Annotated in this window: 27 protein-coding genes, 1 tRNA gene and 2 pseudogenes; 12 read left to right on the top strand and 18 right to left on the bottom strand. The window is 63.8% G+C overall.

The window, feature by feature from the left end; all coding sequences use genetic code 11:
- Positions 1-94: 94 nt before the first annotated feature.
- From B3547_RS09525 to B3547_RS09535, 3 genes are all read right to left on the bottom strand, one after another.
- Positions 95-1,510, bottom strand: coding sequence for an aldehyde dehydrogenase family protein (locus tag B3547_RS09525; RefSeq protein ID WP_292962466.1), 1,416 nt, complete (start codon positions 1,508-1,510; stop codon positions 95-97).
- Positions 1,511-1,591: 81 nt separating this feature from the next.
- Positions 1,592-2,197, bottom strand: a complete 606-nt coding sequence (locus B3547_RS09530) for a nuclear transport factor 2 family protein (protein WP_292962469.1) — start codon at positions 2,195-2,197, stop codon at positions 1,592-1,594.
- 31 nt (positions 2,198-2,228) lie between these two features.
- Positions 2,229-4,592 carry a TonB-dependent receptor gene (locus B3547_RS09535; RefSeq protein ID WP_194918185.1) on the bottom strand — a complete coding sequence of 788 codons (2,364 nt, stop codon included), beginning with the start codon at positions 4,590-4,592 and terminating at the stop codon, positions 2,229-2,231.
- A gap of 376 nt (positions 4,593-4,968) precedes the next feature.
- On the opposite strand from B3547_RS09535, the gene B3547_RS09540 reads away from it, so the two are divergent.
- Positions 4,969-5,397 (top strand): nuclear transport factor 2 family protein, encoded by a 429-nt coding sequence (locus tag B3547_RS09540; protein WP_124810252.1) that lies wholly within the window; start codon positions 4,969-4,971, stop codon positions 5,395-5,397.
- Positions 5,398-5,499: 102 nt separating this feature from the next.
- Here B3547_RS09540 and B3547_RS09545 read toward each other — a convergent pair whose 3' ends face one another.
- Positions 5,500-5,934: a MarR family winged helix-turn-helix transcriptional regulator gene (locus tag B3547_RS09545; protein WP_292962473.1), complete on the bottom strand. Its 435-nt coding sequence runs from the start codon at positions 5,932-5,934 to the stop codon at positions 5,500-5,502.
- Between the two features lie 457 nt (positions 5,935-6,391).
- On the opposite strand from B3547_RS09545, the gene B3547_RS09550 reads away from it, so the two are divergent.
- The 6 genes from B3547_RS09550 (at position 6,392) to B3547_RS09575 (ending at position 10,508) form a co-directional block, all read left to right on the top strand.
- A complete protein-coding gene (locus tag B3547_RS09550) occupies positions 6,392-6,907 on the top strand; it encodes a DUF3237 domain-containing protein (protein WP_124810250.1) in 516 nt (171 codons plus the stop codon).
- Between the two features lie 7 nt (positions 6,908-6,914).
- Positions 6,915-7,331 carry a nuclear transport factor 2 family protein gene (locus B3547_RS09555; RefSeq protein ID WP_124810249.1) on the top strand — a complete coding sequence of 139 codons (417 nt, stop codon included), beginning with the start codon at positions 6,915-6,917 and terminating at the stop codon, positions 7,329-7,331.
- A complete protein-coding gene (locus tag B3547_RS09560; RefSeq protein ID WP_292962477.1) occupies positions 7,328-7,837 on the top strand; it encodes a nuclear transport factor 2 family protein in 510 nt (169 codons plus the stop codon). The genes B3547_RS09555 and B3547_RS09560 overlap by 4 nt, the downstream gene beginning before the upstream one ends.
- Positions 7,838-8,002: 165 nt before the next feature.
- On the top strand, positions 8,003-9,556 hold the full coding sequence (locus B3547_RS09565) for an FAD-binding oxidoreductase (RefSeq protein ID WP_292962479.1): 1,554 nt from the start codon (positions 8,003-8,005) through the stop codon (positions 9,554-9,556).
- Entirely contained in the window at positions 9,556-9,990 is a 435-nt protein-coding gene (locus B3547_RS09570; protein WP_292962481.1) for a c-type cytochrome, read from the top strand. The genes B3547_RS09565 and B3547_RS09570 overlap by 1 nt, the downstream gene beginning before the upstream one ends.
- Before the next feature lie 23 nt (positions 9,991-10,013).
- Positions 10,014-10,508: a hypothetical protein gene (locus tag B3547_RS09575; RefSeq protein WP_292962483.1), complete on the top strand. Its 495-nt coding sequence runs from the start codon at positions 10,014-10,016 to the stop codon at positions 10,506-10,508.
- A 3-nt stretch (positions 10,509-10,511) separates the two neighbouring features.
- On the opposite strand, the gene B3547_RS09580 is transcribed toward B3547_RS09575, so the two are convergent.
- The 5 genes and pseudogenes from B3547_RS09580 to phhA all read right to left on the bottom strand — a co-directional run bounded on the left by B3547_RS09580 (position 10,512) and on the right by phhA (position 13,891).
- Positions 10,512-10,811, bottom strand: a complete 300-nt coding sequence (locus B3547_RS09580) for a 4a-hydroxytetrahydrobiopterin dehydratase (protein ID WP_292962485.1) — start codon at positions 10,809-10,811, stop codon at positions 10,512-10,514.
- Between the two features lie 144 nt (positions 10,812-10,955).
- A pseudogene (locus tag B3547_RS09585) lies at positions 10,956-11,093 on the bottom strand (4-hydroxyphenylpyruvate dioxygenase); the annotation flags it as partial.
- 43 nt (positions 11,094-11,136) lie between these two features.
- Complete coding sequence (locus tag B3547_RS09590) at positions 11,137-11,799, bottom strand: SDR family oxidoreductase (protein WP_292962487.1); 663 nt, start codon at positions 11,797-11,799, stop codon at positions 11,137-11,139.
- On the bottom strand, positions 11,796-13,034 hold the full coding sequence (locus B3547_RS09595; protein WP_292962489.1) for an amino acid aminotransferase: 1,239 nt from the start codon (positions 13,032-13,034) through the stop codon (positions 11,796-11,798). Before B3547_RS09595 ends, B3547_RS09590 begins: the two co-directional genes overlap by 4 nt.
- Positions 13,031-13,891, bottom strand: coding sequence for a phenylalanine 4-monooxygenase (gene phhA, locus B3547_RS09600; protein WP_292962515.1), 861 nt, complete (start codon positions 13,889-13,891; stop codon positions 13,031-13,033). Before phhA ends, B3547_RS09595 begins: the two co-directional genes overlap by 4 nt.
- Before the next feature lie 448 nt (positions 13,892-14,339).
- Between phhA and B3547_RS09605 the strand changes: the two genes are divergently transcribed.
- Positions 14,340-14,810, top strand: a complete 471-nt coding sequence (locus B3547_RS09605) for an Lrp/AsnC family transcriptional regulator (RefSeq protein ID WP_292962491.1) — start codon at positions 14,340-14,342, stop codon at positions 14,808-14,810.
- Positions 14,811-14,910: 100 nt separating this feature from the next.
- Here the strand turns inward: B3547_RS09605 and B3547_RS09610 are convergent, their stop codons facing one another.
- The gene (locus B3547_RS09610) at positions 14,911-15,837 is read right to left on the bottom strand and encodes a TonB-dependent receptor domain-containing protein (protein WP_292962493.1); all 927 of its coding nucleotides are present in this window, start codon (positions 15,835-15,837) and stop codon (positions 14,911-14,913) included.
- A gap of 104 nt (positions 15,838-15,941) precedes the next feature.
- Here B3547_RS09610 and B3547_RS09615 point away from each other — a divergent pair.
- Positions 15,942-16,106 (top strand): annotated as a pseudogene (locus tag B3547_RS09615) (transposase); the annotation flags it as partial.
- A 25-nt stretch (positions 16,107-16,131) separates the two neighbouring features.
- Positions 16,132-16,431 (top strand): LysR substrate-binding domain-containing protein, encoded by a 300-nt coding sequence (locus B3547_RS09620; RefSeq protein ID WP_292962495.1) that lies wholly within the window; start codon positions 16,132-16,134, stop codon positions 16,429-16,431.
- Between the two features lie 169 nt (positions 16,432-16,600).
- Here the strand turns inward: B3547_RS09620 and B3547_RS09625 are convergent, their stop codons facing one another.
- Positions 16,601-17,230: a TetR family transcriptional regulator gene (locus B3547_RS09625; RefSeq protein ID WP_292962498.1), complete on the bottom strand. Its 630-nt coding sequence runs from the start codon at positions 17,228-17,230 to the stop codon at positions 16,601-16,603.
- Between the two features lie 88 nt (positions 17,231-17,318).
- Here B3547_RS09625 and B3547_RS09630 point away from each other — a divergent pair, with 88 nt between their 5' ends.
- Together B3547_RS09630 and B3547_RS09635 are read left to right on the top strand one after the other, a co-directional pair.
- Positions 17,319-17,984: an O-methyltransferase gene (locus B3547_RS09630; RefSeq protein WP_292962501.1), complete on the top strand. Its 666-nt coding sequence runs from the start codon at positions 17,319-17,321 to the stop codon at positions 17,982-17,984.
- Positions 17,985-18,088: 104 nt separating this feature from the next.
- On the top strand, positions 18,089-18,526 hold the full coding sequence (locus B3547_RS09635; RefSeq protein WP_292962504.1) for an acetyltransferase: 438 nt from the start codon (positions 18,089-18,091) through the stop codon (positions 18,524-18,526).
- A gap of 15 nt (positions 18,527-18,541) precedes the next feature.
- On the opposite strand, the gene B3547_RS22050 is transcribed toward B3547_RS09635, so the two are convergent.
- From B3547_RS22050 to B3547_RS09665, 7 genes are all read right to left on the bottom strand, one after another.
- Entirely contained in the window at positions 18,542-18,820 is a 279-nt protein-coding gene (locus tag B3547_RS22050; RefSeq protein ID WP_414690531.1) for an Arm DNA-binding domain-containing protein, read from the bottom strand.
- 164 nt (positions 18,821-18,984) lie between these two features.
- A tRNA-Met gene (locus B3547_RS09640) sits at positions 18,985-19,061 on the bottom strand.
- A 119-nt stretch (positions 19,062-19,180) separates the two neighbouring features.
- Positions 19,181-19,741, bottom strand: coding sequence for a 2'-5' RNA ligase family protein (locus tag B3547_RS09645; RefSeq protein ID WP_292962507.1), 561 nt, complete (start codon positions 19,739-19,741; stop codon positions 19,181-19,183).
- On the bottom strand, positions 19,728-20,708 hold the full coding sequence (gene mltG, locus B3547_RS09650; protein ID WP_292962509.1) for an endolytic transglycosylase MltG: 981 nt from the start codon (positions 20,706-20,708) through the stop codon (positions 19,728-19,730). The genes B3547_RS09645 and mltG overlap by 14 nt, the downstream gene beginning before the upstream one ends.
- 44 nt (positions 20,709-20,752) lie before the next feature.
- Positions 20,753-22,009, bottom strand: a complete 1,257-nt coding sequence (gene fabF / locus B3547_RS09655) for a beta-ketoacyl-ACP synthase II (protein ID WP_125957062.1) — start codon at positions 22,007-22,009, stop codon at positions 20,753-20,755.
- Between the two features lie 192 nt (positions 22,010-22,201).
- Positions 22,202-22,438: an acyl carrier protein gene (locus tag B3547_RS09660; RefSeq protein WP_028657713.1), complete on the bottom strand. Its 237-nt coding sequence runs from the start codon at positions 22,436-22,438 to the stop codon at positions 22,202-22,204.
- Between the two features lie 118 nt (positions 22,439-22,556).
- Positions 22,557-23,671 (bottom strand): amino acid--tRNA ligase-related protein (locus B3547_RS09665; protein ID WP_292962511.1); only part of this gene is annotated, 1,115 nt, incomplete at its 5' end.

Here is a 23,671-nt window from a genome sequence, read left to right on the forward strand (position 1 = left end):
GCAGTGAGGGCGGACGACCCAAGTCACCCGCCCTCATCTGCATTCACGGAAGAATGGCCCGTCCTCGCGTTACCGGACAGGACGGGCCGGGTCTTCAATCTTCCAGCGGCACGGCGTTGATGATGTGCGCCTGCGTATATTCGAGCAGCCCGGCTTCGCCGAGTTCGCCGCCGATGCCCGATTGCTTCGATCCACGGAACGGGATGTTGGCATCGATCGCAAGGTGCTGGTTCACCCACACCGTGCCCGTGTCGATGCGCTTGGCCACTTCCGTCGCGCGGGCGACGTCCCTGCCCCATACGGTGCCGCCAAGGCCATAGTCGCTGTCGTTGGCGCGGGCGATCACGTCTTCGATATCATCGTATTGCAGCACCGGCAGCACCGGGCCGAACTGTTCCTCGCGCACCAGCGCGGCATCGTCGCCGAGATCGCGGACGATCGTGGGAGGGATGAAATAGCCCGGCCGGTCCAGCGGCGCGCCGCCGGCAAGCACGGTGCCCTCGGCACGGGCGCTGTCCAGCAGCGAGACCACCTTTTCGAACTGCATCCTGTTCTGGACCGGTCCGATCGTGGCGCCCTGCTTCGATCCGTCATCGACCACGGCTTCGTTGGCAAGCCGCGCCAATTCGTCGCAGAACTCGTCGTACATGGAAGACGGCACATAGGCCCGCTTGATCGCGACGCAGATCTGCCCGGCATTCGCCATCGCGCCCTGATAGACCTTGCGTGCCACGGCCTGCGGATTGACGTCATCCAGCACGATCGCGGCATCGTTGCCACCGAGTTCCAGCGTGACGCGCTTCACGCTGTCCGCAGCGGCCGCCATCACCTTCTTGCCGGTCGCGGTGGAACCGGTGAAAGCGATCTTGGCAATATCGGGATGCCCGGTCAGAAGGGGGCCCAGCTCGTTCTGGTCGCACAACACGTTGAACACGCCGGCCGGCAGGATGTCCTTGGCCAGTTCACCGAACAGAAGCGTGGTCAGCGGCGTCGTGGGCGCGGGCTTCGCCACTACGCAGTTGCCTGTCACCAGCGCCGGCCCGAGCTTGTTCATCAGCAGGATCACCGGGAAATTCCACGGCGTGATCGCGCCCACCACGCCCAGCGGCGTGCGGTGTTCGACAACGCTGTTCCCGCCTTCTTCGCGCAGAACTTTCGGTTCGACCCGCATGGCCGCGAAGGCGCGCAACGTGAACACGCTGCCCATGATCTCGTACATCGCCTGGTCGAGCGGCTTGCCCTGCTCGCTCGTCAGCAGGCTGGCGAACTCGGCTGCCCGCGCCTCGAGCGCATCGGCCAGCGCCACGACCAGCGCGGCGCGCGCTTCAACGGGCGTCGCGGCCCAGGCCGGGAAAGCGCGCCTGGCAGCCGCGACCGCTTCCTCAAGCTGGGCTGCATCGGCCTTCGGGCATTGCGCGAAAGTCTCGCCGGTCGCGGGGTTGACGACGTCGAAGGTCGTTACCCCGTCCCTGGATTGGCCGTCGATCAGCAGTTTGAATTCGTGCTTCATATTCGCTCTCCAGTTGGTGCCGCAACGGAACCAAAGCGTGGGCAGGTCGATGCCCATTCAGGCTTAGTGGTCCCGACGGGGTTAGGGCCGTGCCGGTTCCCTCGCTCCGGCCTTCTCGGATTCGATCCTTGATAGCGCGTCAGACACGCTGTTGGGATCAAATTTCAGCATGGCGGACGATTTTAGCGCCGGGTCCCAATGCTCGGCGATTTTCCCGCGGGCAATCCGGAAGAGATCGAACCAGCTCGTCACGTACCCTTCGTCCTTGTCATCGCGCATCGGGCGCTGGGTGACAACCAGAACAAAATCCCGCTCGGCGATCATCGTGATCAGCGGCAGAGTGATCGTCGGCTTCACGGGGCGCTCGGGCCGTGACCCCCGGATGAAACGCGCCAGCGCATCACGCCCCGATGCGACGTTCGGGTTATGCTGCAGGTATTCCACGGTGAAATAGCGGTCGACCAGATCCGCGCGCCCGCCAAGCAGGACTTCGCGATACATGTCGTAAACAAGCTTCTTGTTGGACGCGAGCACAGGATCGGGGCTGGCCAGCAACGCGGCTTGCGCATCCTCTGCCTGGATGGACTGCGCCTGGCTTGACGGCACTGCGGCACAGGCAAGCAGCGCCAGGATCGGGTAGAACTTCATGGGCAGCACCTCATGCGCGACGCAGCGCGGCGAGGCCAAAGCCCCGCCGCCACTTTTCAGTAATGCCCCCTCAGTACCGCGCGGTGAGCTGAACTGCGACCGTGCGAGGACGTTCAGCCAGGGCCGAAACCGATCCGTTGGCACCGCTGACCGTCTGCCGGAAGCCGGCCGTGGCCTTGTTGGTCAGGTTCTGGCCGATAACCGCCAGGCCCCAGCGATCGTCCTTCGGACCGACGCTGACGCGAAGGTCGACTTTCGCATAACCCTTCTGCCGGATCAGATCGTCGGCCGTCGACGACTGGAAGTACCACGAGCTGAAGTAGAGCAGCGGCGATACCCGCACGTTCATGTCGCCCGCCGGGATCGTCGCGTCGAGGCGGAAATTGCCGGTCCATTCCGGGGCAAAGCCGCGCCGCTTGCCCGAAAGGTCCTGCCGCCGGCCAATACAGCCCGAAGAGGCACCCAGCAGCGTCTGGATCGACGAACACGGCGCACCGTTATAGTTGCGGTAGATCGCATCCAGATAGGCAAGATCGGTGCTGGCGGTCAGCCAGCTCGTCATGCGCCAGCTGGCCGAAAGCTCGACACCCTGCGAGCGGGCGGACGCGGCATTGGCGACGCTGACGCGCACGGTGCCGCTGGGCAACGTTTCCGAAACCGATTCCTGCAAGCCGGAATAATCGCCCCGGAACGCGCTTAGCGAGAAGGTAACGCGGCGATCGAACAGATTGCCCTTGATACCGACTTCGTAGGCGTTGACCGTTTCCGGGCCGAAATCGCCACCGGCCGAACCGCCGCTATAGCCACCGGCCTTGAAGCCCTTGGTATAGCTTGCATAAGCGGTGACATCCGGCGTCGCTTCGAACTGCAAGCTCACCGACGGCATGAGCTTGTCATCCTTGCGGTGCGGGTTGGCGAAGTTCTGGTTGTTCGAACCCAGGATCGTGTTCAGCGTATCGCTGACCTGCTGGCTCGCCGGCACGAAGTTTTCCGGGGTCGGATAATTCGGGTCCGCCGTTCCGTTGCGCAGGAAGCGGAAGCCGTCCTTCTCCACCACGGAATAGCGCAGGCCGAGGTTCAGCTTGACCCGATCGATCGGCCGGATCGTGGCGGCGCCGAAAACCGACTTGGTGGTCGCGTCTTCATGCACGGTCAGGCGCCCGGCAACCGGGGTCTGCGCGGTGTATGGCGGAGCCGAAGCACCAAACGGCGCAAAGAAGAAGCCGGTCACGCCATTGTTGCGCATCTTGCTGCTCGAATAGTAGCCGCCCAGCTGCCACTCGAAGAAGCCACCCGTCGGCGATGCAAGGCGGATTTCCTGCGACCACTGGCGGAACGTTTCGCGCTGGAACACCGGCAGCAGGCTGCCGCCACCGATGCCGGGCACGGGCGACGGAATAAGCTGCTGCAGATATTCGGTATTGTGGTTGAAGAAACCCGTGATCGACGTGAGCGTATAGTCACCCATGCTCAACGCGTTGGTCCAGCCCACTTCATTGAACGCGTAGTCGAGTTTGCCGGGACGGCTGGAGTTCCGCCAGTTGAGCTTGTCGTCGACGGCCGTTCCGTTCGCCGCAATGTAGTTCGCGCAGCTTCCACCCACCGGGAACGGCGCGGGCGGCGGGCAGCTTTCCAGCTCGAACGGCAGGAAATCGTCCGAAGTCGTCTTGCCGGTGTCGTAGCGCAAGTCCGACCGGAAGTTGGACGAAGGCGTGAAGGCCAGCGAAATGCGGCCGACACGGTTGCGTTCGTGCGGAGCGTCTTTGCGCGTGAAGGCATTCTTCACATAACCGTCCATGCCGGACAGGCGGCCGGCAGCACGCACGCTGAACATGTCGCCCACCGGCACCGTCACACCGGCTTCGACGTTGTATTCGCCATAGCTGCCATACAGCGCCGATCCGTTGGCGGCCAGTTCCCTCCCCGGCTTGCGGGTCGTGATGTTGAGCGCGCCGGCGATCGCGTTGTTGCCGAAGAAGGTCGTCTGCGGCCCCTTGAGCACTTCCACCCGCTCGACATCGAACAGCGCGGCACGGATGGCGCGGGGACGCGAGCGGTAAACGCCGTCGACGAAGGTCGCCACCGATTGTTCGAACCCGGTATTGTTGGACGAGCCGATACCGCGAATGTTGAGCTGGTCGAACGGCCCGGGCGTGATCCGGACGTTGGCCAGACGATCGGCGACCGCGGACAGGTTGGTCAGGTTATCCCGCGCCAGCTGCTCGCCACCCACCACAGACACGGAAATCGGCACGTCCCGCAGGCGCTCCGTGCGCCGCTGGGCGGTGACGACGATGTCGCCGGACGTTGCTTCTGCTTCGTCAGCCTGCGGCGAAGAAGCTTCGTCCGCTGCGGCAAATGCCTGACTTGAAACAGAAATAGCAGCGGCGATGACCATGGCACTGGCGCACGCCCGCAAAAGTTCAGTTTTCATGTTACCTCCCCATATATCACATGATGATTGTTCGCCGGATGGCTGGCGGCGGTGCGGCCGCAAGCCCCGGTCAATCCGAAACGCGCTGGCCGTCAGGCGCCCCCGGCGCCTGCGAAATCACGCGACACGCGGCCATCGGCCGCCCTGCATTTTGCGCGAAACGAACGGCACCGTTCAGAAAAGCGCCCGATAGGAACCTGTGTCGCTCTCATCACACCCTCTCCTTGCCCTCCACTTTGAAAGTGGTTTGAAGCCAGTTCGAGATTGATATAACGATCGTTACGATTGGTCAATCGAGCACGTGCCAGATTTCTGATCGCATCCTTGGCACTTGTGAATCACGCCAAGTGCCGGAACCCTAGGGAGAGAACACGCCATGCCGCCGAGAACCGCCGGAATTACTGAATCCCAAAGCCCGGAATACGCCGCCCGCACCGCGCGGAATCGCGCGCTCCTTCTGGATTTCGTACGGCTTTACTACGATGAAATGAAGGTGCGCGAAGCCTTCGAACGTTACGTTCATCCTGACTATATGCAGCACAACCCCGCCGTCACCGACGGGCGGGAAGCCGCGATCGCGCACCTGGAAGGACTGCTCGCACGGCCGACGGTCAGCATGGACGTCCGCCGCATCCTGGTGGATGGCGATTATGGATTCGTCCATTTGATTGGCCGCCAGGGGCCGGAAGATCCCGGGCATGCGCTGATGAACATCTTCCGATTCGCGGACGGGCTCATCGTAGAGCACTGGGATGTGGCGCAGCCCGTTCCCGCCACCACGGCCAGCGGCCGCGGCATGGGTTAAGCGGCGAACGCCCTACCGGGACTCACGCGCTGGAGTGCCCACCCGGCCACACCACCCCCTTCCCTCAATGGCGATGCGGCAAGCCATCGCCATTGGCCGGGTTCACTCCTCGGGCTGATGGTCCAGCCGGGTATTCTCCAGAAACAGGGACCGGCCCTGCTCATCCTTCGCTTCCAGCGTGGCGATCAGCGTGCGCAGAATATGATCCAGCGTCGCCCGTTCGTGGGGCTTCAACCGGGAAAGCAGGAACTCCGCGACAAGGTTTGTCGCCGGGCGCATCGCACGGAACAGCCGCTCGCCCTCCGCCGTCAGCGTCAGCCGCTTTCGCCGCCGATTCGCCGGATCGGTCACCGTCACGACGCGACCGTTCTTTTCGAGCGTGGCGACAGCCCGCGAAATGCTCATGGGATTGACGCCGGTCAGTTCGACAAGCTCGTGGCTCGCGGCGGATCGATAGAAGCCGATCTGCATCAGCACCCGGAATTCGTTCAGGCTGATCCGATGCTCGTGAGCAAGGAAAGTCGAAAACGGAGCCATGAGACGGTTCGCGAGCTTGAGAATGTTGTGAAGCATTTCCGCTTCCGGGCTCAAGTCGGATTGTAACGCCTGTGGCGGTTCAGACGGATCGGATGGATTTGACATAGCGGCTCACTGTGGCGCTGCGCCCGTCTTCGTCAAGACCCATGATCGAAGGGAAACCGGCATCGGCACAACGCCAGGAATACTGCAGGCAGCGCGCGCAAAGCCATCTGTCGCGCGCATTCCAGACTGTGGTCGGCGAATGCAATCGGCCGGCGCCCGCCATATCCACACTTGCAAGAATATCTAACGATCGTTACGATTACCGTCGAACGATTAAAGGAAGAGAGGAGCGCCCCACCTATGGTTTTCCCGTCACCGTGCCCGGGTAAATCCCTGTTCGCAAATACAAAACCGGCGCTCCACCCAGGCAACGCCGCCACCGGCCTTGCCGTTCCGGCCGGAGGAAAGGTTCATGACTGACGCCTTCTCCCCGCCCTTCTCCACGCTGGAAAACCCCCGGCTGGAATTCGTGATGGAAGTGCGCCTTTCCTTTCCGCGCGTGCAGATGATCAACAACACGCCCTGGGGTGGCAACCGGGGGGCCGTTTACGTGGAAAGCGGAACGTTCGAGGGACCGCGGCTTCGCGGCAAGGCCGTGCCGGGTTCGGGAGGCGACTATGCCTATTTCCGGCCGGACGATGTCGCCGTGTTCGATGCGCGGTACATGCTCGAAGAAGAGGACGGAACGCTCATTCTCCTCAACAACAAGGGCTTTTTGTGGGGCCGCAAGCCCGACACGATGGAACGCATCCGCGACTGGGCCTTCCGTGGCGGCCAACCCGTGGAACACGAGGAATATTACCTGCGCGGGCAGCCGAGTTTCGAGACTCCGGTCGGCAAGCACGACTGGCTGACCAAGCACGTGTTCGTGGGCGTGGGCGAACGCCTCGTCTCGGGCAACGTCCTGCGTTACTACGCGCTGACGTGAGGCTGGCATGACCGACCAACGCACGCTGGAAGAGCGCAACGCCGAAATCGTGATCGCGATGTGGAAGGGCGTGATCTATGAAGGCCAGGACGAGGCCGTCTTCAAATATATCCACCCGGACTACATCCAGCACAATGTGAACATGCCGTCCGGCCGCGAGCACATTCTGCACCTGGTCAAGATCATCCGGAATCTGCCCGAAGGGTTCACGCCGCCCGCACGCAAGGAACTGCTGCGGACGGTGGCGCAGGGCGACTATGTGGTCGCCATCTGGGAGCAGGAGCAGCCAGACCCCACGCGCCCCGGCGAAACCTATCTGGGCCACGCCTTCGACATGTTCCGTCTGGAGGACGGTCTGATCGTCGAACATTGGGACGATACCCGCAAATGGCCGCGCCCCTGGAACGAGGAGCAGCCATCTTGAGCGGCAGGACGGAACTGATCGCGGCGGGAGAGCCGGTTGCGGGGCAGACCACGCCGGTCATCGCGGCGGACCACGAAGCGATGCTGCGCAGCACCGATCCCGATATCGAGCGCAACAAGCGGCTGTGCTATGACATGTACCGCATCGTGCTGCAGGCTGGCCGCGCGGACCGCGTCAGCGATTTTATCGGGCCGGACTATATCCAGCATAATCCCAACGTCGTCAGCGGCCGCGACGCGCTCGCAGCCTTCATCCGTTCGTCCCGGCCGGAGCGCGAGATCGAGCCGGCGATCCGTCTGCCCCTGATCGCGATCGTGGCCGAACGCGACATGGTCCAGTTCACATTCGTCCGTCCGGAACGGGATGCCGACGACGCTCCTTACCACACCAGCTGGTTCGATCTTTTCCGCATCGAGGACGGCAAGATTGTGGAGCACTGGGATCCAGCATTGAAAAGCGCCGAGATGCTCAAGCTCGATCCCAATCAGCGCCGGCTCGCGACGTAGCGACAAAGCTAGCGATGCTGCGCAAATCCTGGCGCAGCATTATCCCGAGACAAAGCATAAAGAGACAACCGCCAGAACCTTTCCCTCTTCTTCCCGACCACGCCGCCATGAAGGATGGGCGCCCGGCCCATGCGTCGGAAAGCGGAGCAAAGACCGGATCAAACCATGCCACTTTCGTCCTACAGCATTCCGCCGGAACGACTGGCCGCCGCGCGCCGCAGCTTCGCCGCCATCGTCGGCGCGCAAAACCTGTTCTTCGATGCCGAAGACCAGGATTCCTATTCCGACGCGTTCGCGGTCGATGACAGCCGGCACCGCCCCGCAGGCGCGATCGCCCCGGACACTGTGGAGCAGATCCAAGCGATCGTCCGCGTCGCGGCCGAGCACAGGATTCCGCTCTGGCCGATCAGCCGGGGCAAGAACCTCGGCTACGGCGGCTCCGCACCGGTGCTGGAAGGTTCGGTCATCCTCGATCTGTCCCGCATGAAGAAGATCGAATACGACGAGGAAAACGGCACCGTGCTGCTGGAGCCGGGTGTCGGCTTCTACGATCTGTATGATTTCCTGAAGGCGCGCGGGCTCAAGCACTGGCTTTCGACGCCCGGAAACAGCTGGGGCTCGGTCATCGGCAACGCGCTGGATCGCGGGGTCGGCTACACGCCCTATGGCGAACACACGACCAAGCTGTGCGGGATGGAAGTGGTGCTTGCCGACGGCACGCTGGTGCGCACCGGCATGGGCGCGCTCACCGGCTCGCCCACCTGGCAGCTCTATCGCTTCGGTTTCGGTCCGGCGTGGGACCAGATGTTCGTCCAGTCCAACCTGGGCATCGTCACCAAGGCCGGCCTGTGGCTCATGCCGGAACCCGAATCGCTCATGGGCATGGACCTCGAGTTCGACCGGCCGGAAGATCTGGGGCCGCTGATCGATGCCATCGCGCCGCTCCGGCGGGAGGGCGTGCTGCAGCAATCGCCCACGATCGGCAACTGGTTGAGGGCCGCCGCCATCCTGACCACGCGCGCGGAATGGACGGACCAGAAAGGCGCACTCTCCGACACGGTGATCGCCGCGATCCGCAAGAAATTCCAGATGGGCTGGTGGGGCGTCAGCCTGCGCCTCTACGGACGCGAGACGATCAACCGCGAAGCCTATTCCATCCTCGAAAGCGAGATGAACAAGCTCAAGCCGCTCAGCATGAAGCGCACGAGCTGGAAACGTGGCGATCCGCTGGAAATGACCGGCTGGACCGGTACGCCGCTCACCTTCCCGATGCAGAACGCGAACTGGCACGGTGGCCTGGGCGGGCATATCGGCTTCTCGCCGGTGCTACCGCAATCGGGCAGCGCGGCGATGGAGCAATTCCGCAGGACCTACCAGCGCTACCAGGAATTCGGCATGGATTATCAGGCAAGCTTTGCGTTCGGCGAACGCCACCTGATCAACGTCAACGCCATCCTGCTGGACAAGGACGATCCGGACATGATGCGCCGCGTCGATCCTTTCATCCGCACGCTGGTGGCGGATGCGAAGGCGCATGGTTACGGGGAATACCGCACGCACCTTGACTATATGGACCTTGTCGCATCGACCTATGATTTCAACGGTGGCGCCCTTGGCAAGCTGAACGCCAAGGTCAAGGCCGCTCTGGACCCCTTCGGCATCATCGCGCCGGGCAAGAGCGGGATAGGAACTGCCGCAGGCCAATCGGGGGATCGCTGATGAACGGCCTCGCCACTGTTACGCGCGGCGGCTTCCTCGCCCTTCTCGCCGTGCTGTCCGCCGCGCCTGCGCAGCCGGCAGAGCAAAAGGATCCGGTTGCGGCCGCGGCTCCCGCAGCGCGCCCGGGCCCGCCCTCACCGCCACCGCCGCTGACGCTTTCCGCCCGGCCAAACGCGAAAGGCGGTGAGCGGCTCTATGTGCAATACTGCGGGATGTGCCATGGCAAGGGCGGGATGGGCACCGGCCTGCTTGCGCGCCGCACCGATCGCCCGCTGCTTGAAGAGCGGAACGACCTGACGGTCGACTACGTGATCCAGGCGGCGCGGACGGGCATCGGCAACATGCCCCCCATCCCCAGAGGCGAAGTCAGCGACGCGGATATCAAGCAGATCGCGGCTTACCTCACCACTCCGAAGGCGCGGGGTGGGCGATGATCGACCTTAGCCGACGCACGTTCATGGCCGCCGCGGCCGCAGTCCCGCTTCTGGGCGCCTGCCGCGTCCATGCGGCGACCGCCGCCAGGATCGCGCTTTACGACCCGACGCTTGCCGCAGGCAGCCAGTTTGCCATCCGCGCGCGCGAACTGGGCTTGGTGGCGATCCCGCTGGAGCAGGACCGGGTCAGGCTGCTCCGGAGGATTTTGGCCGGCAGGCCGGTCTCGCTATGGGGCGTCTCGCGTCATGCGGATCAGTTGCTCGCGAACGGGATCATGCGCGAACACGGCTATCGTGCGCAGTTGGCCCTGCGCCATCAGGGCTATCAGCCGATCACGCCCGGATGCGGTCAGGCGAGCCGGATGGCGGCGGCAATGAGCCGCGTCGCTTCGGATCAATGGCCGACCGCTTTTGCGGAGATGGCGGCGGGACGCTCTTCCTTGTGCGAGGCAAGCCAGCGCGAGGAAATGGACCGCGCGACGATCTGTTGGTCGTTCACGCTTGCTGGGGGCGCTTGACCCTCACGTGAGGGCGGCTGCGAGAACCGAAATCTTGGCTGCCAGTTTCGTGTCCCGCTCAGACAACCCATTCGCATCGTGCGTTGTGAGCAATATCGAAACGCGTCCATAAACATTGGACCATTCTGGATGGTGGTCTGCCTTTTCAGCTTCGAGCGCGACGGCCGTCATGAACGCAAAGGCAGTCACGAAATCCGGGAAGTCGAATGTCTGGACCAGCGCATCACGCCCCGGCTCATGGGCCCAGCCACGGAGCGCGGCCAAGGCTTCCACGCGCTCCTGATCCGCAAGCCGCTTGATCATGCTATCCCGACTTTCTGATTGATGGCACCGAAAATGTGACGTCCGGCTTCGTCTTCCATCCCGCTGCGGATGGTGTCGCACAGCTTCGGCTCATTGCAACGATAGCCGCAGGATGGATGCGCTTGAGTGCGGGGGTTGACGTTGTCACGCCAGCTCCGCCACGTTCAAGGCCCCGCGCCGCAACTGATCGCGTTCGATGCTTTCAAACAGGGCCGTGAAATTGCCCTCGCCGAAGCCTTTGCCCATCTTGCGCTGGATGAACTCGAAGCCGTCAAGGCCGATGAGGTTCTCGAACAGGCTCACGTCTTCTTCCTCTCAAATTGCGTTAGTGGGCAACGCGATTGGTCACCGGAATCAGAGCACCGTGAATTGCGCGGGCAGCAGGCGACACCAGGAACGAAACAACCTCGGCTATGGCATCGGGATGCGTCCAGCTCGATCGGTCGGCATCGGGCATCGCGGCGCGGTTGGCCGGCGTGTCGATGATGGACGGCAGCAAAGTGTTGATGCGAATGCCACTCCCGGCCAGTTCGGCAGAAAGGCTCTGTGTCAGCCGCGCCACCGCGGATTTCGAAGCAGCATAGGGTGCCATACCAGCCCCGCTCGGCTCCGCCGCAGCGGCGCCGAGCGTGACCATGGCCCCTCCGGCTTTCAGGTGTGGGAGTGTTGCATTAACGACATTAAGGGTCGTCTCGAGGTTCGCGCGGTACAATTTCCGCCACAAGGCCGCGTCGCTTGCCACGACCGGCTGCCATTCGAACGCCCCTGCAAGATGGACGACGCCATCAAGGCTGCCGAGTGCTTCTACCGCTTTGCCTATCGAGCGTTCCGCAGCGGTCGCGTCCGCCAGGTCCTCACAGATGATCGTGAGCGGTTCATCGGCACTTGTCCCTCTGACAATTCGCGCAACCTCGTGCCCCTGCCGCTCCAGCAGCGCAATCACCGCCAATCCCAGGGAGCCGTTAGCGCCGGTTACAACGAGCTTCATGCGGGAATTTCCTGTGATCTTCGCGAATTGTGGTTGCTGGAATCCCGGCCAGCGATCAGATGGGGAAGCACCCCTTCCACGAAATGATCGAGGTTGGCCTGGTTGAGCCCGGCGATGTTGATCCGGCCGTCATCCGGCATGTAGATGCCGTGCGTGCGCCTCACGGCGGCGACCGCATCGGGGGCGATGGGAAGTCGAGAAAACAGGCCGCGCTGCTGGGCCACAAGAGCCAGAACGGGGTGGGCCGCCGCCAGCTTCTCCCGCACCGTCTGAAGCCGCTGGCGCATCCCGGTAAGTTCGTCTTGCCAGGCTGCCCGCAGATCCGGATCGTCGAGGATCGTTCCGACCACCGCTGCCCCATGGTCAGGCGGCATTGACCACAGCCTTCGGGCAATGGTCAGCGCGTTGGCTTTCGCGAGGTTCAGCATCGCCGCACTCCCGGCCTGTACAAACAACGCGCCAACCCGATCGCGATACATCGCGAAGTTTTTGTCGCAGCTGTAGGCCAGGAGGACATCGGGCACGGTGTCCAGGATCAGCCTGGTGCCCCAAGCGTCCTCCTCCATCCCGTCACCCAGCCCTTGATAGGCCAGGTCAATGAAGGGGACCATACCGCGCTCATTGCACAGCGCTGAAAGAGCCCGCCATTGCTCGCGCGAAAACTGCGTTCCGGTTGGATTGTGGCAACAACCGTGAAGCAACAGCACGTCATCCTGCCGCGCGTCCGACAGCGCGGAAATCATCGCGTCGAAAGCGATGCCCCCGGTGGTGGCGTCGAAGTAAGGATGAGTTCGCACCTCCAGACCGGCGCCGCTGAAGATCGGTTCATGGTTGGGCCAGGTTGGCTCGCCGAGCCAGATGCGCGCGCCGGGGCGCGCGCAAGCCATCAGTTCGGCCCCGACGCGCAATGCACCCGTCCCGCCGGGGGTCTGGAGGCCGAAGCGACGTTCGCCAGACCACTCCTCGCCGGACACCAATTGCCACACGAGCCGGGCGAAGCGCTCGTCGCCTTCGGCCCCGAGGTAAGACTTGCTGGCCTGCCCGGCGACAAGGGCCGCCTCCGCGGCCTTGACCGCGCGCATCACGGGCGTGCCGCCAGCCTCGCCCCGGTAGACGCCCACACCCACATCGACCTTGTCGGGCCGTGGATCGGCGCGGCATTGCGCGATCAGGGCCAGCAGCCCGTCCGGCTGTTGCGGCTCAAGGCCCGCAAATGCCTGATTCCGAAGCGTCATACGCCGGCCCTGGTGCGTGCGTAGTCCTGCGTGCCCGCGTGGAAAACCCGGTCGGCCGGAAGCAGGGTCCCGACCGCGATTGGCTCATGCCCGCGCAAGCGCTCGTAGATCGGCCCCAGATCGGCGTCGCGCGTTTGCTGCAGCAGGTCTTCGAAGCTCTCGATGACGAAGTAGTTCTGCTGGTAATCATCGATCCGGTACTGCGAGCGCATGACCCGTTCGAGATCGAAGGCGATGCGGTGGGGAGACGGATCGTCGAGAACAAACACGCTTTCGCCGTAAGACGAGACGATGCCCGCGCCGTAGAGCTTGAGATCGCTGCCGTCGCGGATCAGCCCGAATTCGACCGTGTACCAGTAAAGCCGCGCCAGGGCCTCTATCATGCCCAGCCGGGCGGCCCGCAGCCCACCTTCGCCGTAGGCCTGCATGTAATCGGCGAACACGGGATGGACGAGCAGCGGGACGTGACCGAACACGTCGTGAAAGATGTCCGGTTCCTGCAGGTAGTCGAACTGGTCAGGCTTGCGGATGAAGCGTCCGGCAACGAAGCGACGGTTGGCCAGATGCTCGAAGAACACCTCGTCCGGCACCAGGCCCGGCACCGCCACCACCTGCCATCCGGTCGCGCGGGTAAGGCGCTCGTTCAACTCGTCGAAGTCCGGAATTCCCGGCTTCGTCATCCTGAGCACATCGAGCCCCTCCATGAACGCCGGTACCACGCGCGGCCGGAGCATTTCGGACTGACGCTCGAAAAGCCGATCCCACATCGCGTGCTCGGCCGGAGTGTAAGTCTCCCAGCCCTGCGGGATGGTCCAATCCGGAGCCGCGCCGGGCGGCAGTTCACTTGCATTTGCCATGATGAGAATGTAGCGTACGCGCATGAAAAAACGTTTCAAATATTGCGAGTACGTCAGCAATATTGATGTAATTATATCATATTTGCAGGAATACAGATGACGCTCCATCACAACCCTTCCGTGGGAGGCTCGGGCCACGATGATGGTGGTTCCGCACCACCGCGATTCGCCGCCCGCGCGGGCCGTCTGTCATGAGCGCGGCGCTCCACGGCAGCGGGCGCTCGCCCGCTTCATACCGGGCACGAATCGTGCCTAATTTCAAAGGCTTGGATTTCGTTCAGCGGGCATGGCACCTGCGTCAGGGCGAGCAGTCCGGCCCACGGCACCGCACGATCGCCTCGCGTGGTCTTGTGCCGCAGAACTCCAATGCCCGATGCCTCGGCAGGGACCTGGACGCCTTGGATCGGGCCTTGCCCGAGCACCGGCCCGATGCCGATGGGGATGTGGCTTGACCAGCAGCCGGCCGCTCGATCCGATCGACCGCAAGTTGCTTCACGAGCTTCAGCGCGACGCGTCGATCAGCCACGCCGAGCTTGCGGAGCGGGTTGGTGCCTCTACGGCGTCCTGCTGGCGAAGGATGCGTGCGCTGGAAGCAGACGGTATCCTCGGCCGTCATGTCCGCCTGGTGGATGCCGCGCGCATAGGCCGCGGGGTCAACGTCATCTGCCACATCAAGATCAAGAACCACTCGGCCGAGACTACCGAGGCTTTCGAAAGCTTCATCGCATCGCGCGACGAGATCATCGAGTGCTATTCGATGTCGGGCGATTGGGACTACATGCTTCGCATCCTCGTCGCCGATGTCGAGGACTATAACCGGTTCCTCATGCGCACGGTGCTGAGACATGCCTCGGTCGCCACGGGATCGTCGCACTTCGCCCTTGCCCAGGTGAAGTACACCACGGCCGTCCCCCTGTAGGAAGCGGCCGTGGTGCGATTTGCCGGGCGGTGGTCGGGCTCGTCAGGCGTCCGGCCAGGACCGCCCGCCGGCCACCCACGGGCGGGTATTGCAGGCGGTGCTAGAACTTGGCGGACAGGCCCAGTCCATAGGTGCGGGGTGCGCCCAGCGTGGCAAGCGTCAGGCTGGGCAGCAGGGGCTGGGTGAAGGCCCCCGTATAGACCAGGCGGTTCGTGATGTTGCGTCCGAACGCATAGACCTTGAACGTATCGTTGGGGGCCCAGGTCAGATTGGCGTCGAGCGTGGCGAAGCCCCTGGCCCGGGAGGCATCGGTGAAATCGATGGTGAGGTAGCGCGACGACGAGAACTGGGTTGCTACGGTCGCATCGATCCGGCCTGCGCCGGCAAGCTGGAAGGTGTGAGTGTAGCTGGCAGTGCCCGAGAATTTGGGCGCCCGCGGCAAGGGACGGCCGCTGCAGTCGATGATCGGGAACGGCGTTGCCGGCGTCACGCCGCAGGCGGTGGTCAGGCCGGCGACCGCACCGCCCGCCGGGTACACGAACGAGTCGAACTTGGTGTGGAGGTATTCGCCGCCGGTCTGCAGGCTGTCGTTGCTGGTGGGCCTCAGGGCCAGTTGCGCGTCAAGCCCATACACGGTCGCCCGGCCCGCATTGGTCAGCGCATTGGCGGCACCACCCACCCGGTTGAGCGTGGTGATGAACTCCTGCGCGTCCTTGTACTTCCAGTAGAAGCCTTCGAGATTCAGCTGGATGCGCCCGCCCGCGAAGCGGTTGCGCGAGCCTACCTCAAGCGCGCCGACCTGCTCGGGGTTGTAGAACGACGCGGTATTCACGGTGCCGGGCAGCGAGAAGGGATTGAACCCGCCGGACTTGTGACCTGTCGCGTAGGTCACGTAGACCATGTTCTGCGGCCCTAGGTCGTATTCGATGCCGACCTTGTAGGAGGCACGGCGGAAATTGCCCCGGAAGCCGCCATATAGAGGTGCCGCAGGGGAAGGCAGATTTGTCGCAGTCCCCGGTATTCCCATGCGCCGCGATGGCTGTGAACGAATAACTGGTTATGACGCCGTAGCGGGGGCCTCTGAACGTCCGCAATGGCGGCGATTTATGTCACAACGCACCGGTAGCAGCCGACCGCACGACCTGGCGCAATGGCTACCGCGACCGCAGCCTCGATACCCGGCTCAGCACGCTTAACCTCAATATCCCCAAGCTGCGGATGGGCGCGTACTTTCCCGGCTTTCTGGAACCGCAGAAAACCGTCGAGAAGGCGCTGGTCGCGGGCGTTCGGCCCGCTGCGTGAAGACGTGCCGGTGGTGGTGATGGACACCGGCTTTGGCGGCATGCCCGACGTGGGCTGGCTGATGCAGGGTTTGCCCGGTGCACGCATTGTGGCGCGAAGCAACAGCCGCGAGATGCAGGCGCGGTTGTGTGCCCTCGGGACAGGGCTCGCGGTCCTGCCCAAGCCGCTGGGTGCCGTGACGCCGGGGTTGGTGGAGGTCAACATTGGTAGTGAGCCGCCAAGCCGAGAGACCTGGCTGGGCTACCACCGTGACATGAAGCGCTTGCCGAGGCTGCGCGCCCTGGTCGACCTGATTGTGGAAAGCGCGGCGATGCGATGATGTCGCGAACGTACACATTTGGCGTACGAGTTGCCGTTGCGGTCGGCGCGCAGCAAAGGCAACCATGTCCCAGCCCTGGTCTTTCAGCAGTACAGCGGCCAGATCAATGTATGGCCGGTTCCGATGCCCTGACCAAGGGGCCCAAACGTCCGGTGTAGAGGCGGTTCTATTACAGCGCGCCATGCAATCTTTCGAGATAGCCGCACAGCATGTCCGCCATGGCTTCGGCATAGGCATTGATCTCGGCCGGTTCGCGCGGCGTTTCCGAAAAGCTGGCGCCGACGTCGCTGAGTGTGCGTTTGATCAGATCACCGGATAGATGCCGCTGCTCCTCGCTGGCGTGAGGAAGGGCCTCCGCCAGGAAATCCCGGAACAGGCGCTCGCTCCCCGCCTTGGCCTCGATCGCTTCGGGCGCATCCCGGTAGAGCGGGGCCGCATCGGCGAGCGCGCGGCGAACCGCCGCCTCTTCGCACTCCGAAAGGATGAAGGCGTGGACCAGCCTGCGCAGCCGGACGAGCGGTGGCTGTGCCTCGTCTTTCATGATGCTGGTCAACAGCGTCACGGTGCGCCGCCATTCGTCGGCCTGAAGACGGAAAAGGATCGCCGCCTTGTTGGGGAAGTACTGGTAGAGCGAACCGACGCTGACACCCGCCCGCTCTGCCACCCGCGCCGTGGTGAATCGCCGCTCGCCCTCGGTCGTCAAAACCTGAACAGCCGCATCGAGCACCGCCGCAACGAGGTCGTTCGACCGGCCCTGCTTGGGGTGCTTTCGCGAAGAAACTCCGACGTTTCGCGCCATGCCCGCTTCCTTTCCCGCCAATGCGAATAGGCCAACCTGACGAAATAGTCGTATTTATCCCGACAGGCAAACGCCGAGGAGAACCTTGATGAACACGCTCACCACTGCCCCCGTCGGCCCGCTGCTCGCCCGCCTCTTTGCAGAGGCCGAAGCGGCCCACCCCATGAACGATCCGGCCTTCGCGTCCATCTCGGACGAGGAGCGTGCGCACATGATGCGCGACAAGGCCGGCTATCACGATTTCTATGCGGCGCTGAAAAACTATGCGCTGCCGGTTTCGCGAGATACCGGCCGGCTGCTCTACATGCTGGCGCGCGCCGTTGGGGCGCGGTCGATCGTAGAGTTCGGCTTGTCGTTCGGACTCTCGACCCTGCACCTTGCGGCGGCGCTAAGGGACAACGGCGGCGGCCGGCTGATCACTACCGAGTTCGAACCTTCCAAGATCGCGCGGGCACGCGCGAATCTGGCGGCCGGAACGCTTTCCGACCTTGTCGAGATTCGCGAGGGCGATGCGCTGGAGACGCTGGCATCCGATCTTCCCGAGGCGATCGATCTGTTGCTGCTCGATGGCGCCAAGGCGCTGTACCGGGATGTCCTGGCCACCGTGGAAAGCCGCTTGCGGCGCGGTGCCGTGATCATCGCCGACAACGCCGATCACTGCCCCGAGTATCTCGAATACGTCCGCGATCCCGCCAACGGCTATCTCACCCTGCCGTTCACGGAGGACGTCGAACTCACGATACGTCTGAATTGAGAAGGGGGAAGGAATCATGTCTTTTCGCAGGTGCGGCGTGGCGGAACCCGAAGTCAGCTGTGGCACCATAGCGGACCTTGGCACTTCGTGCCAAAAGCCGCCCCATGATAGTGATCCGATCTTCCAAGCCTGATGACGGTGAGCGCGTTGTCGAAATCTGGCGGGACGCGGTCGATGCGACGCATGACTTCCTTGCACCGAACGATCGAATGGCCATCGACGAGATGGTATGCGGGTTTTTACCGGCAGCTCCATTGTGGCTAGCTGTCGATGCCAACGATCGGCCTATTGCATTCATGTTGATAGACGAAGGGCATATGGAAGCCCTTTTCGTCGATCCCGAGGTTCGAGGACAGGGCGTTGGCGCAGCCTTGGTGCGCCATGGGCTGTCGCTTCAATCAACTATGACGACCGACGTCAACGAACAGAACGGTCAGGCTGTCGGCTTTTACGAGCGGATGGGTTTCAGGCGAACCGGACGCTCACCGCTCGATGGGCAAGGTCGGCCTTACCCGCTGATCCATTTGCGTCATGGCGGCTAACGTAACCTCCGCTCTCTACCAGGCATCCACGTAGGCGGTACGCCGAGACATCGCGTCACGAGCAGCCGGATCCGACGATAGCTTTAGTCCAGCGGACTGAGTTCTTGCCCAATCGCGCGCCGCGGCAATGGTGAAGGCAGGAAATGTCCCGAGCGTAAGCTGAGCTATGGTGGTGGAGCGGGCGATACGCCGACGAAAGACCCAGTTCTTTTTGCCGGACGCCAGCGCGTTAATGATTGCGGGGCTGAGAGTTTGAGCTTTCCCCACGATACCCTCGTCACAGGCGAGGCGCATAAAACCATGGCACAAATCATGTCACAAGGGCTGTCCAAAACCGGCCGGATTTGTCCAAATCTGACTGAACCGAAAAGCCACCCAAATGCCAGAGCGCTCCGTTCCAACACCTAGAAATCGGCGGAAAATCGCCAAAAATATAAGCTTTGAGGTGATTTTCGCGCTGGTAGCGGAGGAGGGACTCGAACCCCCGACACGCGGATTATGATTCCGCTGCTCTAACCGGCTGAGCTACTCCGCCCCATCGCGCGATCGCAGGGGATCGCTCGGCAGGCCGCGCTCTTAAGCGGGGAGCCGCGCGGGGTCAACAGGGGAAACACGGGATGGAACAAGTTTCTAGGCCGCTGTTCCCGCCCCGGTTTACCGCGCCCGTCCACGGAAGGACCACTGCGCGATGCCCTCCCACGGGCCGCCCTTGTAGCGGTGCAGTGCCAGCCCCGCGAAGCGGAACGGGCGCGGGCGGAACGCGGCCTCCAGCGCCGCCTGCAACGCGCGCGCCGCCGCGCGATCGACCTTGTTCTGGACGGTGACGTGCAGTCGGGGGCGATGGCTGTCCTGCGCGGTCAGCAGGCCGTGGAAATGCTCGGCGATGTCATCGCGCAGCGCCAGCAGCGGCGCACACTCGATGGCAAAGGCCGTGCCCTTGCCCAGGTCCATCACGCCGGAAAGCCGGGCCTCTGGCGGCGCATGGTCCGCGCAGACGCGCGCCAGCAAAGCCCTTGCTTCCTCCTCTGCAAAAGGCGGAAGCGCGTGAAACAGCGTAACATGCGCGGCCAGGAAATTGCGCTCGGGCGGAAAATGGGCACGCCGCAGGCGGTCGAGCCACGCTTGTTCGGCCGGCGGCAGCGTGGCGGTGACGATTAGTGGGGAGCGCCCGGCCGGCGCCCCTGCCCCCGCCTCGTCCGCGTCAAAGCTCTCCACGTTGCCGCCGCAGCGCGAACCACTTGGCGACGTTGGCGTTGTGCTCCTGCAGGGTGGACGCGAAGACATGCCCGCCCGTGCCATCCGCCACCATATAGATCGCTTCGGTCTTCGCCGGGTTCAGCACCGCCTCGATCGAGGCGCGGCCGGGGTTGGTGATCGGCCCCTTGGGCAGGCCGACCATGGTGTAGGTATTGTAGTCGTTGACCGCCTGGATCTCCGACTGGCGGATGCGGCGGCCCAGCGGCTTGCCCTTGGTGATCGGGTAGATGATCGTCGGGTCCGCCTGCAGCAGCATCCCCTTGCGCACGCGGTTGGAATAGAGCCCCGCCACCATGCCCCGTTCGGAAGGCTTGCCGGTTTCCTTCTCCACGATCGAGGCGAGGATCACCGCGTCGCGCGGGGTCTTGGCCACCGTATCGGGCGATCGCTTGGCCCACAGGTCGGCCAGCGTCTTGTCCATCGCCGCCTGCATCCGCTTCAGCACCGCCTCGCGGCTCTCGCCACGCTGGAAAGCATAGCTGTCGGGCAGGACCGAGCCTTCTTCCGGCACGGCGACCCTGCCGGTCAGCAGCGGCTGGTTCATCAGCCGCTCGTAGACCATGATCGACGGCAACCCTTCGGGCACGGTCACCATCCGGCGGATGGTGCCTTCGGCGCCCTGCAGGATCTTGAGGATTTCCGAAGCGCTGGCATGGCGCGGCAGCAGGAATTCGCCGGCCTTGATCGGCTCGTCGCTGCCGAACAGCTTGGCATGGGCGCGGAACGAGGACGCCGAGGGGATCGCCCCTTCCTTCTCCAGCTTGGCCGAGATGCTCCACAGCGCCACGCCATCGGGCACGACGAAAGTGGTGTCCTTCGCCAAGGGTCCGGGGCCGTACCAGGTGTAGAAAAAGCGGCCGACCGCGAACAGCAGCACCGTCGCCACCACCAGCGCCAGCAGCCAGGCCTTGCCGCGAAACATCATCTTCCGGCTCCCGGCTTTGCCGCGGACGCCACGCCGACGCCTGCTCAGACCGCTTTCACGATCACGCTGGCGTTGGTGCCGCCGAAACCGAAGCTATTGTTGAGCGCGGCGCGCACGGTGCGCTTCTTCGCATGGTGCGGCACAAGGTCCACGCCCTCGGTCCCCTCGTCGGGATTGTCGAGGTTGAGCGTCGGCGGCACGATCTGGTCGCGGATGGCGAGAATGCAGAAGATCGCTTCCACCGCGCCCGCGCCGCCCAGCAGGTGGCCGATGGCGGACTTGGTGCTGCTCATCGAAGCGCCGCCCAGATCATTGCCCAGCACGCGCTTCACCGCGCCCAGTTCGATCGTGTCGGCCATCGTCGAGGTGCCATGGGCGTTGACATAGTCGATGTCGCCCGGCTCCATCCCCGCCTTGCGCAGCGCCATGCGCATGGCCAGTTCCGCGCCCTTGCCTTCCGGGTGCGGCGCGGTGACGTGGTAGGCATCGCCCGAGAGGCCATAGCCGACGACTTCGGCATAGATCTTCGCGCCGCGCGCCTTGGCGTGCTCGTACTCTTCCAGCACCACCACGCCCGCGCCCTCGCCCATCACGAAGCCGTCGCGGTCCTTGTCATAGGGGCGGCTCGCCTGTTCGGGGCGATCGTTGTAGCTGCAGTTCAGCGCGCGCGCCTGCGCGAAGCCGGCCACGCCCAGCGGGTTGATCGTGCTTTCCGCGCCGCCCGCCAGCATCACGTCGGCATCGCCGTCCTTGATCATCCGGGCCGCGTCACCGATCGAGTGCGCGCCGGTGGAGCAGGCCGTCACCACCGCGTGGTTCGGCCCCATGAGGCCATACTTGATCGAGACCTGGCCCGAGATCAGGTTGATCAGCCGCCCGTGGACGAAGTGGGGGGAAACCCGGCCCGGTCCCTTCTCGTGCAGCACGATCGATTCGCTTTCGATACCCGGCAGCCCGCCGATGCCCGACCCGATCGAGCAGCCGGTGCGCTGCTTCAGATCGTCATCCATGTCGACAAGGCCGGCGTCTTCCAGCGCCTGCCCGGCGGCGTCGATGCCATAGACGATGAACGGATCGACCTGGCGCTGGATCTTGTGATCGACGCGCTTGCCCGGGTCGAAGCCGTATTCGTGATCCGCCGGCTTCACTTCGCAGGCGATCAGGCACTTCTGGCCCGTCGTATCGAACTTCGTGATCGGCCCCGCGCCGGATTTGCCGGCCAGCAGGTTTTTCCACACGGTTTCAACGTCGGCTCCCAGCGGAGTGACGAGGCCCAGTCCGGTTACGACCACACGACGCATGATATTCTCCGAAACTTCCATTCGCGGCCCTGGCCCATCGCTGGCCTGGCACTTTCACGCACAACAGGCCCAGACCCCTTGCGGGCTGAGCCTGTCGAGGCCCCGTCCTTCACTTTCCGGCCGGGAGTCCGGGGAAAAAGGACAGCCCTTCGACAAGCGCAGGGCAGACGGGGGTAATCTGTAAGAGCCTGATCAGCCCTTGTTTTCGTCGATGTACTTGATCGCGTCGGAAACGGTGGAGATCTTCTCCGCCGCGTCGTCCGGGATCTCGACGCCAAATTCTTCCTCGAAGGCCATGACCAGCTCGACGATGTCGAGCGAATCGGCGCCCAGGTCGTCGATGAAGCTGGCGTCTTCGGTGACCTTGTCGGCCTCGACGCCGAGGTGCTCGACAACGATCTTCTTAACGCGGTCGGCGGTATCGCTCATAAATGCCCCTTCGAAGGAAAGCGGTTGGTTTTTGTTTCGGCTTTCGCCCTAATGTGCGGATTGCTGGCTGGCAAGTAGGGCGTGAACGGCGATGCCGCAAGCACCCCACGGCCCGCCGTCATCCCTTTGACGGTTCCACCACCCGGATATGCAGTTCGCGCAGCTGCTTGAGGCCCGCCGGCGAAGGCGCGCCCATCAGCAAATCCTCCGCGCGCTGGTTCATCGGGAACAGCGAGATTTCGCGCAGGTTCTGCACGCCGCAGATCAGCATGACGATACGGTCCACGCCGGCGGCCATGCCGCCGTGCGGCGGCGCGCCATACTGGAACGCGCGGTAAAGGCCGCCGAAACGCTCCTCGACGTCCTCCTTCGACAGGCCGACCAGCTCGAACGCCTTGACCATCGTTTCGGGCGACTGGTTGCGGATCGAGCCGGACGCGATCTCGTAGCCGTTGCAGACGAGATCGTACTGGAAAGCGTTGATCGTCAGCGGGTCCTGCGTGTTCAGCGCCTCCAGCCCGCCCTGCGGCATCGAGAACGGGTTGTGGCTGAACTCGACCTTCTTGTTCTCCTCGTCCCATTCGTAGAACGGGAAATCGACGATCCAGCACAGCGCGAACCGGTCCTTGTCGATCAGGCCGAGTTGTTCGCCCACGCGGTTGCGGGCGAGACCCGCCAGCTTGGCCGCCTGGTCTTCCTTGCCGGCCGCGAAGAACAGGCCGTCGTCCGCCCCCAGGCCGAGTTCGGCATAGAGCTTCTCCATGCCTTCCGTGCCGTGGTTCTTGGCGATCGGACCGCCGAATTCGCCGCCCTTGCGGGTAACATAGCCAAGCCCCGCGAAGCCTTCGCCCCGCGCCCAGTCGTTCATGTCGTCGAAGAACTTGCGGCTCTTGTCGGCCGTGCCCGGCGCCGGAATGGCGCGGACCACGCCGCCCGTGCCCACGATCTTCTCGAACAGGCCGAACCCGGACTGGGTGAAGTGCCCCGAAACGTCGGTAATGAGCAACGGATTGCGCAGGTCCGGTTTGTCCGAACCATACTTCAGCATGGCTTCGCTGTAGGGGATGCGCGGGAACTGGCCGATCGGGGTGACCGGGCGCCCTTCCGCGAACGCCTCGAACACACCGCCGATCACCGGCTCCATCGTTTCCCAGACTTCCTCCTGCGTCACGAAGCTCATTTCCAGGTCGAGCTGGTAGAACTCGCCTGGCAGGCGGTCGGCGCGCGGGTCCT

It is taken from the genome of Novosphingobium sp. UBA1939, assembly GCF_002336885.1.
Taxonomy (GTDB): Bacteria; Pseudomonadota; Alphaproteobacteria; order Sphingomonadales; family Sphingomonadaceae; genus Novosphingobium.

Coding starts and splice junctions, on each gene's coding strand:
- B3547_RS09525 (WP_292962466.1), bottom strand. CDS start 1,510: ATGAAGCACGAATTCAAACTGCTGATCGACGGCCAATCCAGGGACGGG.
- B3547_RS09535 (WP_194918185.1), bottom strand. CDS start 4,592: ATGAAAACTGAACTTTTGCGGGCGTGCGCCAGTGCCATGGTCATCGCC.
- B3547_RS09540 (WP_124810252.1), top strand. CDS start 4,969: ATGCCGCCGAGAACCGCCGGAATTACTGAATCCCAAAGCCCGGAATAC.
- B3547_RS09545 (WP_292962473.1), bottom strand. CDS start 5,934: ATGGCTCCGTTTTCGACTTTCCTTGCTCACGAGCATCGGATCAGCCTG.
- B3547_RS09550 (WP_124810250.1), top strand. CDS start 6,392: ATGACTGACGCCTTCTCCCCGCCCTTCTCCACGCTGGAAAACCCCCGG.
- B3547_RS09555 (WP_124810249.1), top strand. CDS start 6,915: ATGACCGACCAACGCACGCTGGAAGAGCGCAACGCCGAAATCGTGATC.
- B3547_RS09565 (WP_292962479.1), top strand. CDS start 8,003: ATGCCACTTTCGTCCTACAGCATTCCGCCGGAACGACTGGCCGCCGCG.
- B3547_RS09570 (WP_292962481.1), top strand. CDS start 9,556: ATGAACGGCCTCGCCACTGTTACGCGCGGCGGCTTCCTCGCCCTTCTC.
- B3547_RS09575 (WP_292962483.1), top strand. CDS start 10,014: ATGGCCGCCGCGGCCGCAGTCCCGCTTCTGGGCGCCTGCCGCGTCCAT.
- B3547_RS09580 (WP_292962485.1), bottom strand. CDS start 10,811: ATGATCAAGCGGCTTGCGGATCAGGAGCGCGTGGAAGCCTTGGCCGCG.
- B3547_RS09590 (WP_292962487.1), bottom strand. CDS start 11,799: ATGAAGCTCGTTGTAACCGGCGCTAACGGCTCCCTGGGATTGGCGGTG.
- B3547_RS09595 (WP_292962489.1), bottom strand. CDS start 13,034: ATGACGCTTCGGAATCAGGCATTTGCGGGCCTTGAGCCGCAACAGCCG.
- phhA (WP_292962515.1), bottom strand. CDS start 13,891: ATGGCAAATGCAAGTGAACTGCCGCCCGGCGCGGCTCCGGATTGGACC.
- B3547_RS09610 (WP_292962493.1), bottom strand. CDS start 15,837: ATGGGAATACCGGGGACTGCGACAAATCTGCCTTCCCCTGCGGCACCT.
- B3547_RS09620 (WP_292962495.1), top strand. CDS start 16,132: ATGGACACCGGCTTTGGCGGCATGCCCGACGTGGGCTGGCTGATGCAG.
- B3547_RS09625 (WP_292962498.1), bottom strand. CDS start 17,230: ATGGCGCGAAACGTCGGAGTTTCTTCGCGAAAGCACCCCAAGCAGGGC.
- B3547_RS09630 (WP_292962501.1), top strand. CDS start 17,319: ATGAACACGCTCACCACTGCCCCCGTCGGCCCGCTGCTCGCCCGCCTC.
- B3547_RS09635 (WP_292962504.1), top strand. CDS start 18,089: ATGATAGTGATCCGATCTTCCAAGCCTGATGACGGTGAGCGCGTTGTC.
- B3547_RS22050 (WP_414690531.1), bottom strand. CDS start 18,820: ATGCGCCTCGCCTGTGACGAGGGTATCGTGGGGAAAGCTCAAACTCTC.
- mltG (WP_292962509.1), bottom strand. CDS start 20,708: ATGATGTTTCGCGGCAAGGCCTGGCTGCTGGCGCTGGTGGTGGCGACG.
- fabF (WP_125957062.1), bottom strand. CDS start 22,009: ATGCGTCGTGTGGTCGTAACCGGACTGGGCCTCGTCACTCCGCTGGGA.
- B3547_RS09660 (WP_028657713.1), bottom strand. CDS start 22,438: ATGAGCGATACCGCCGACCGCGTTAAGAAGATCGTTGTCGAGCACCTC.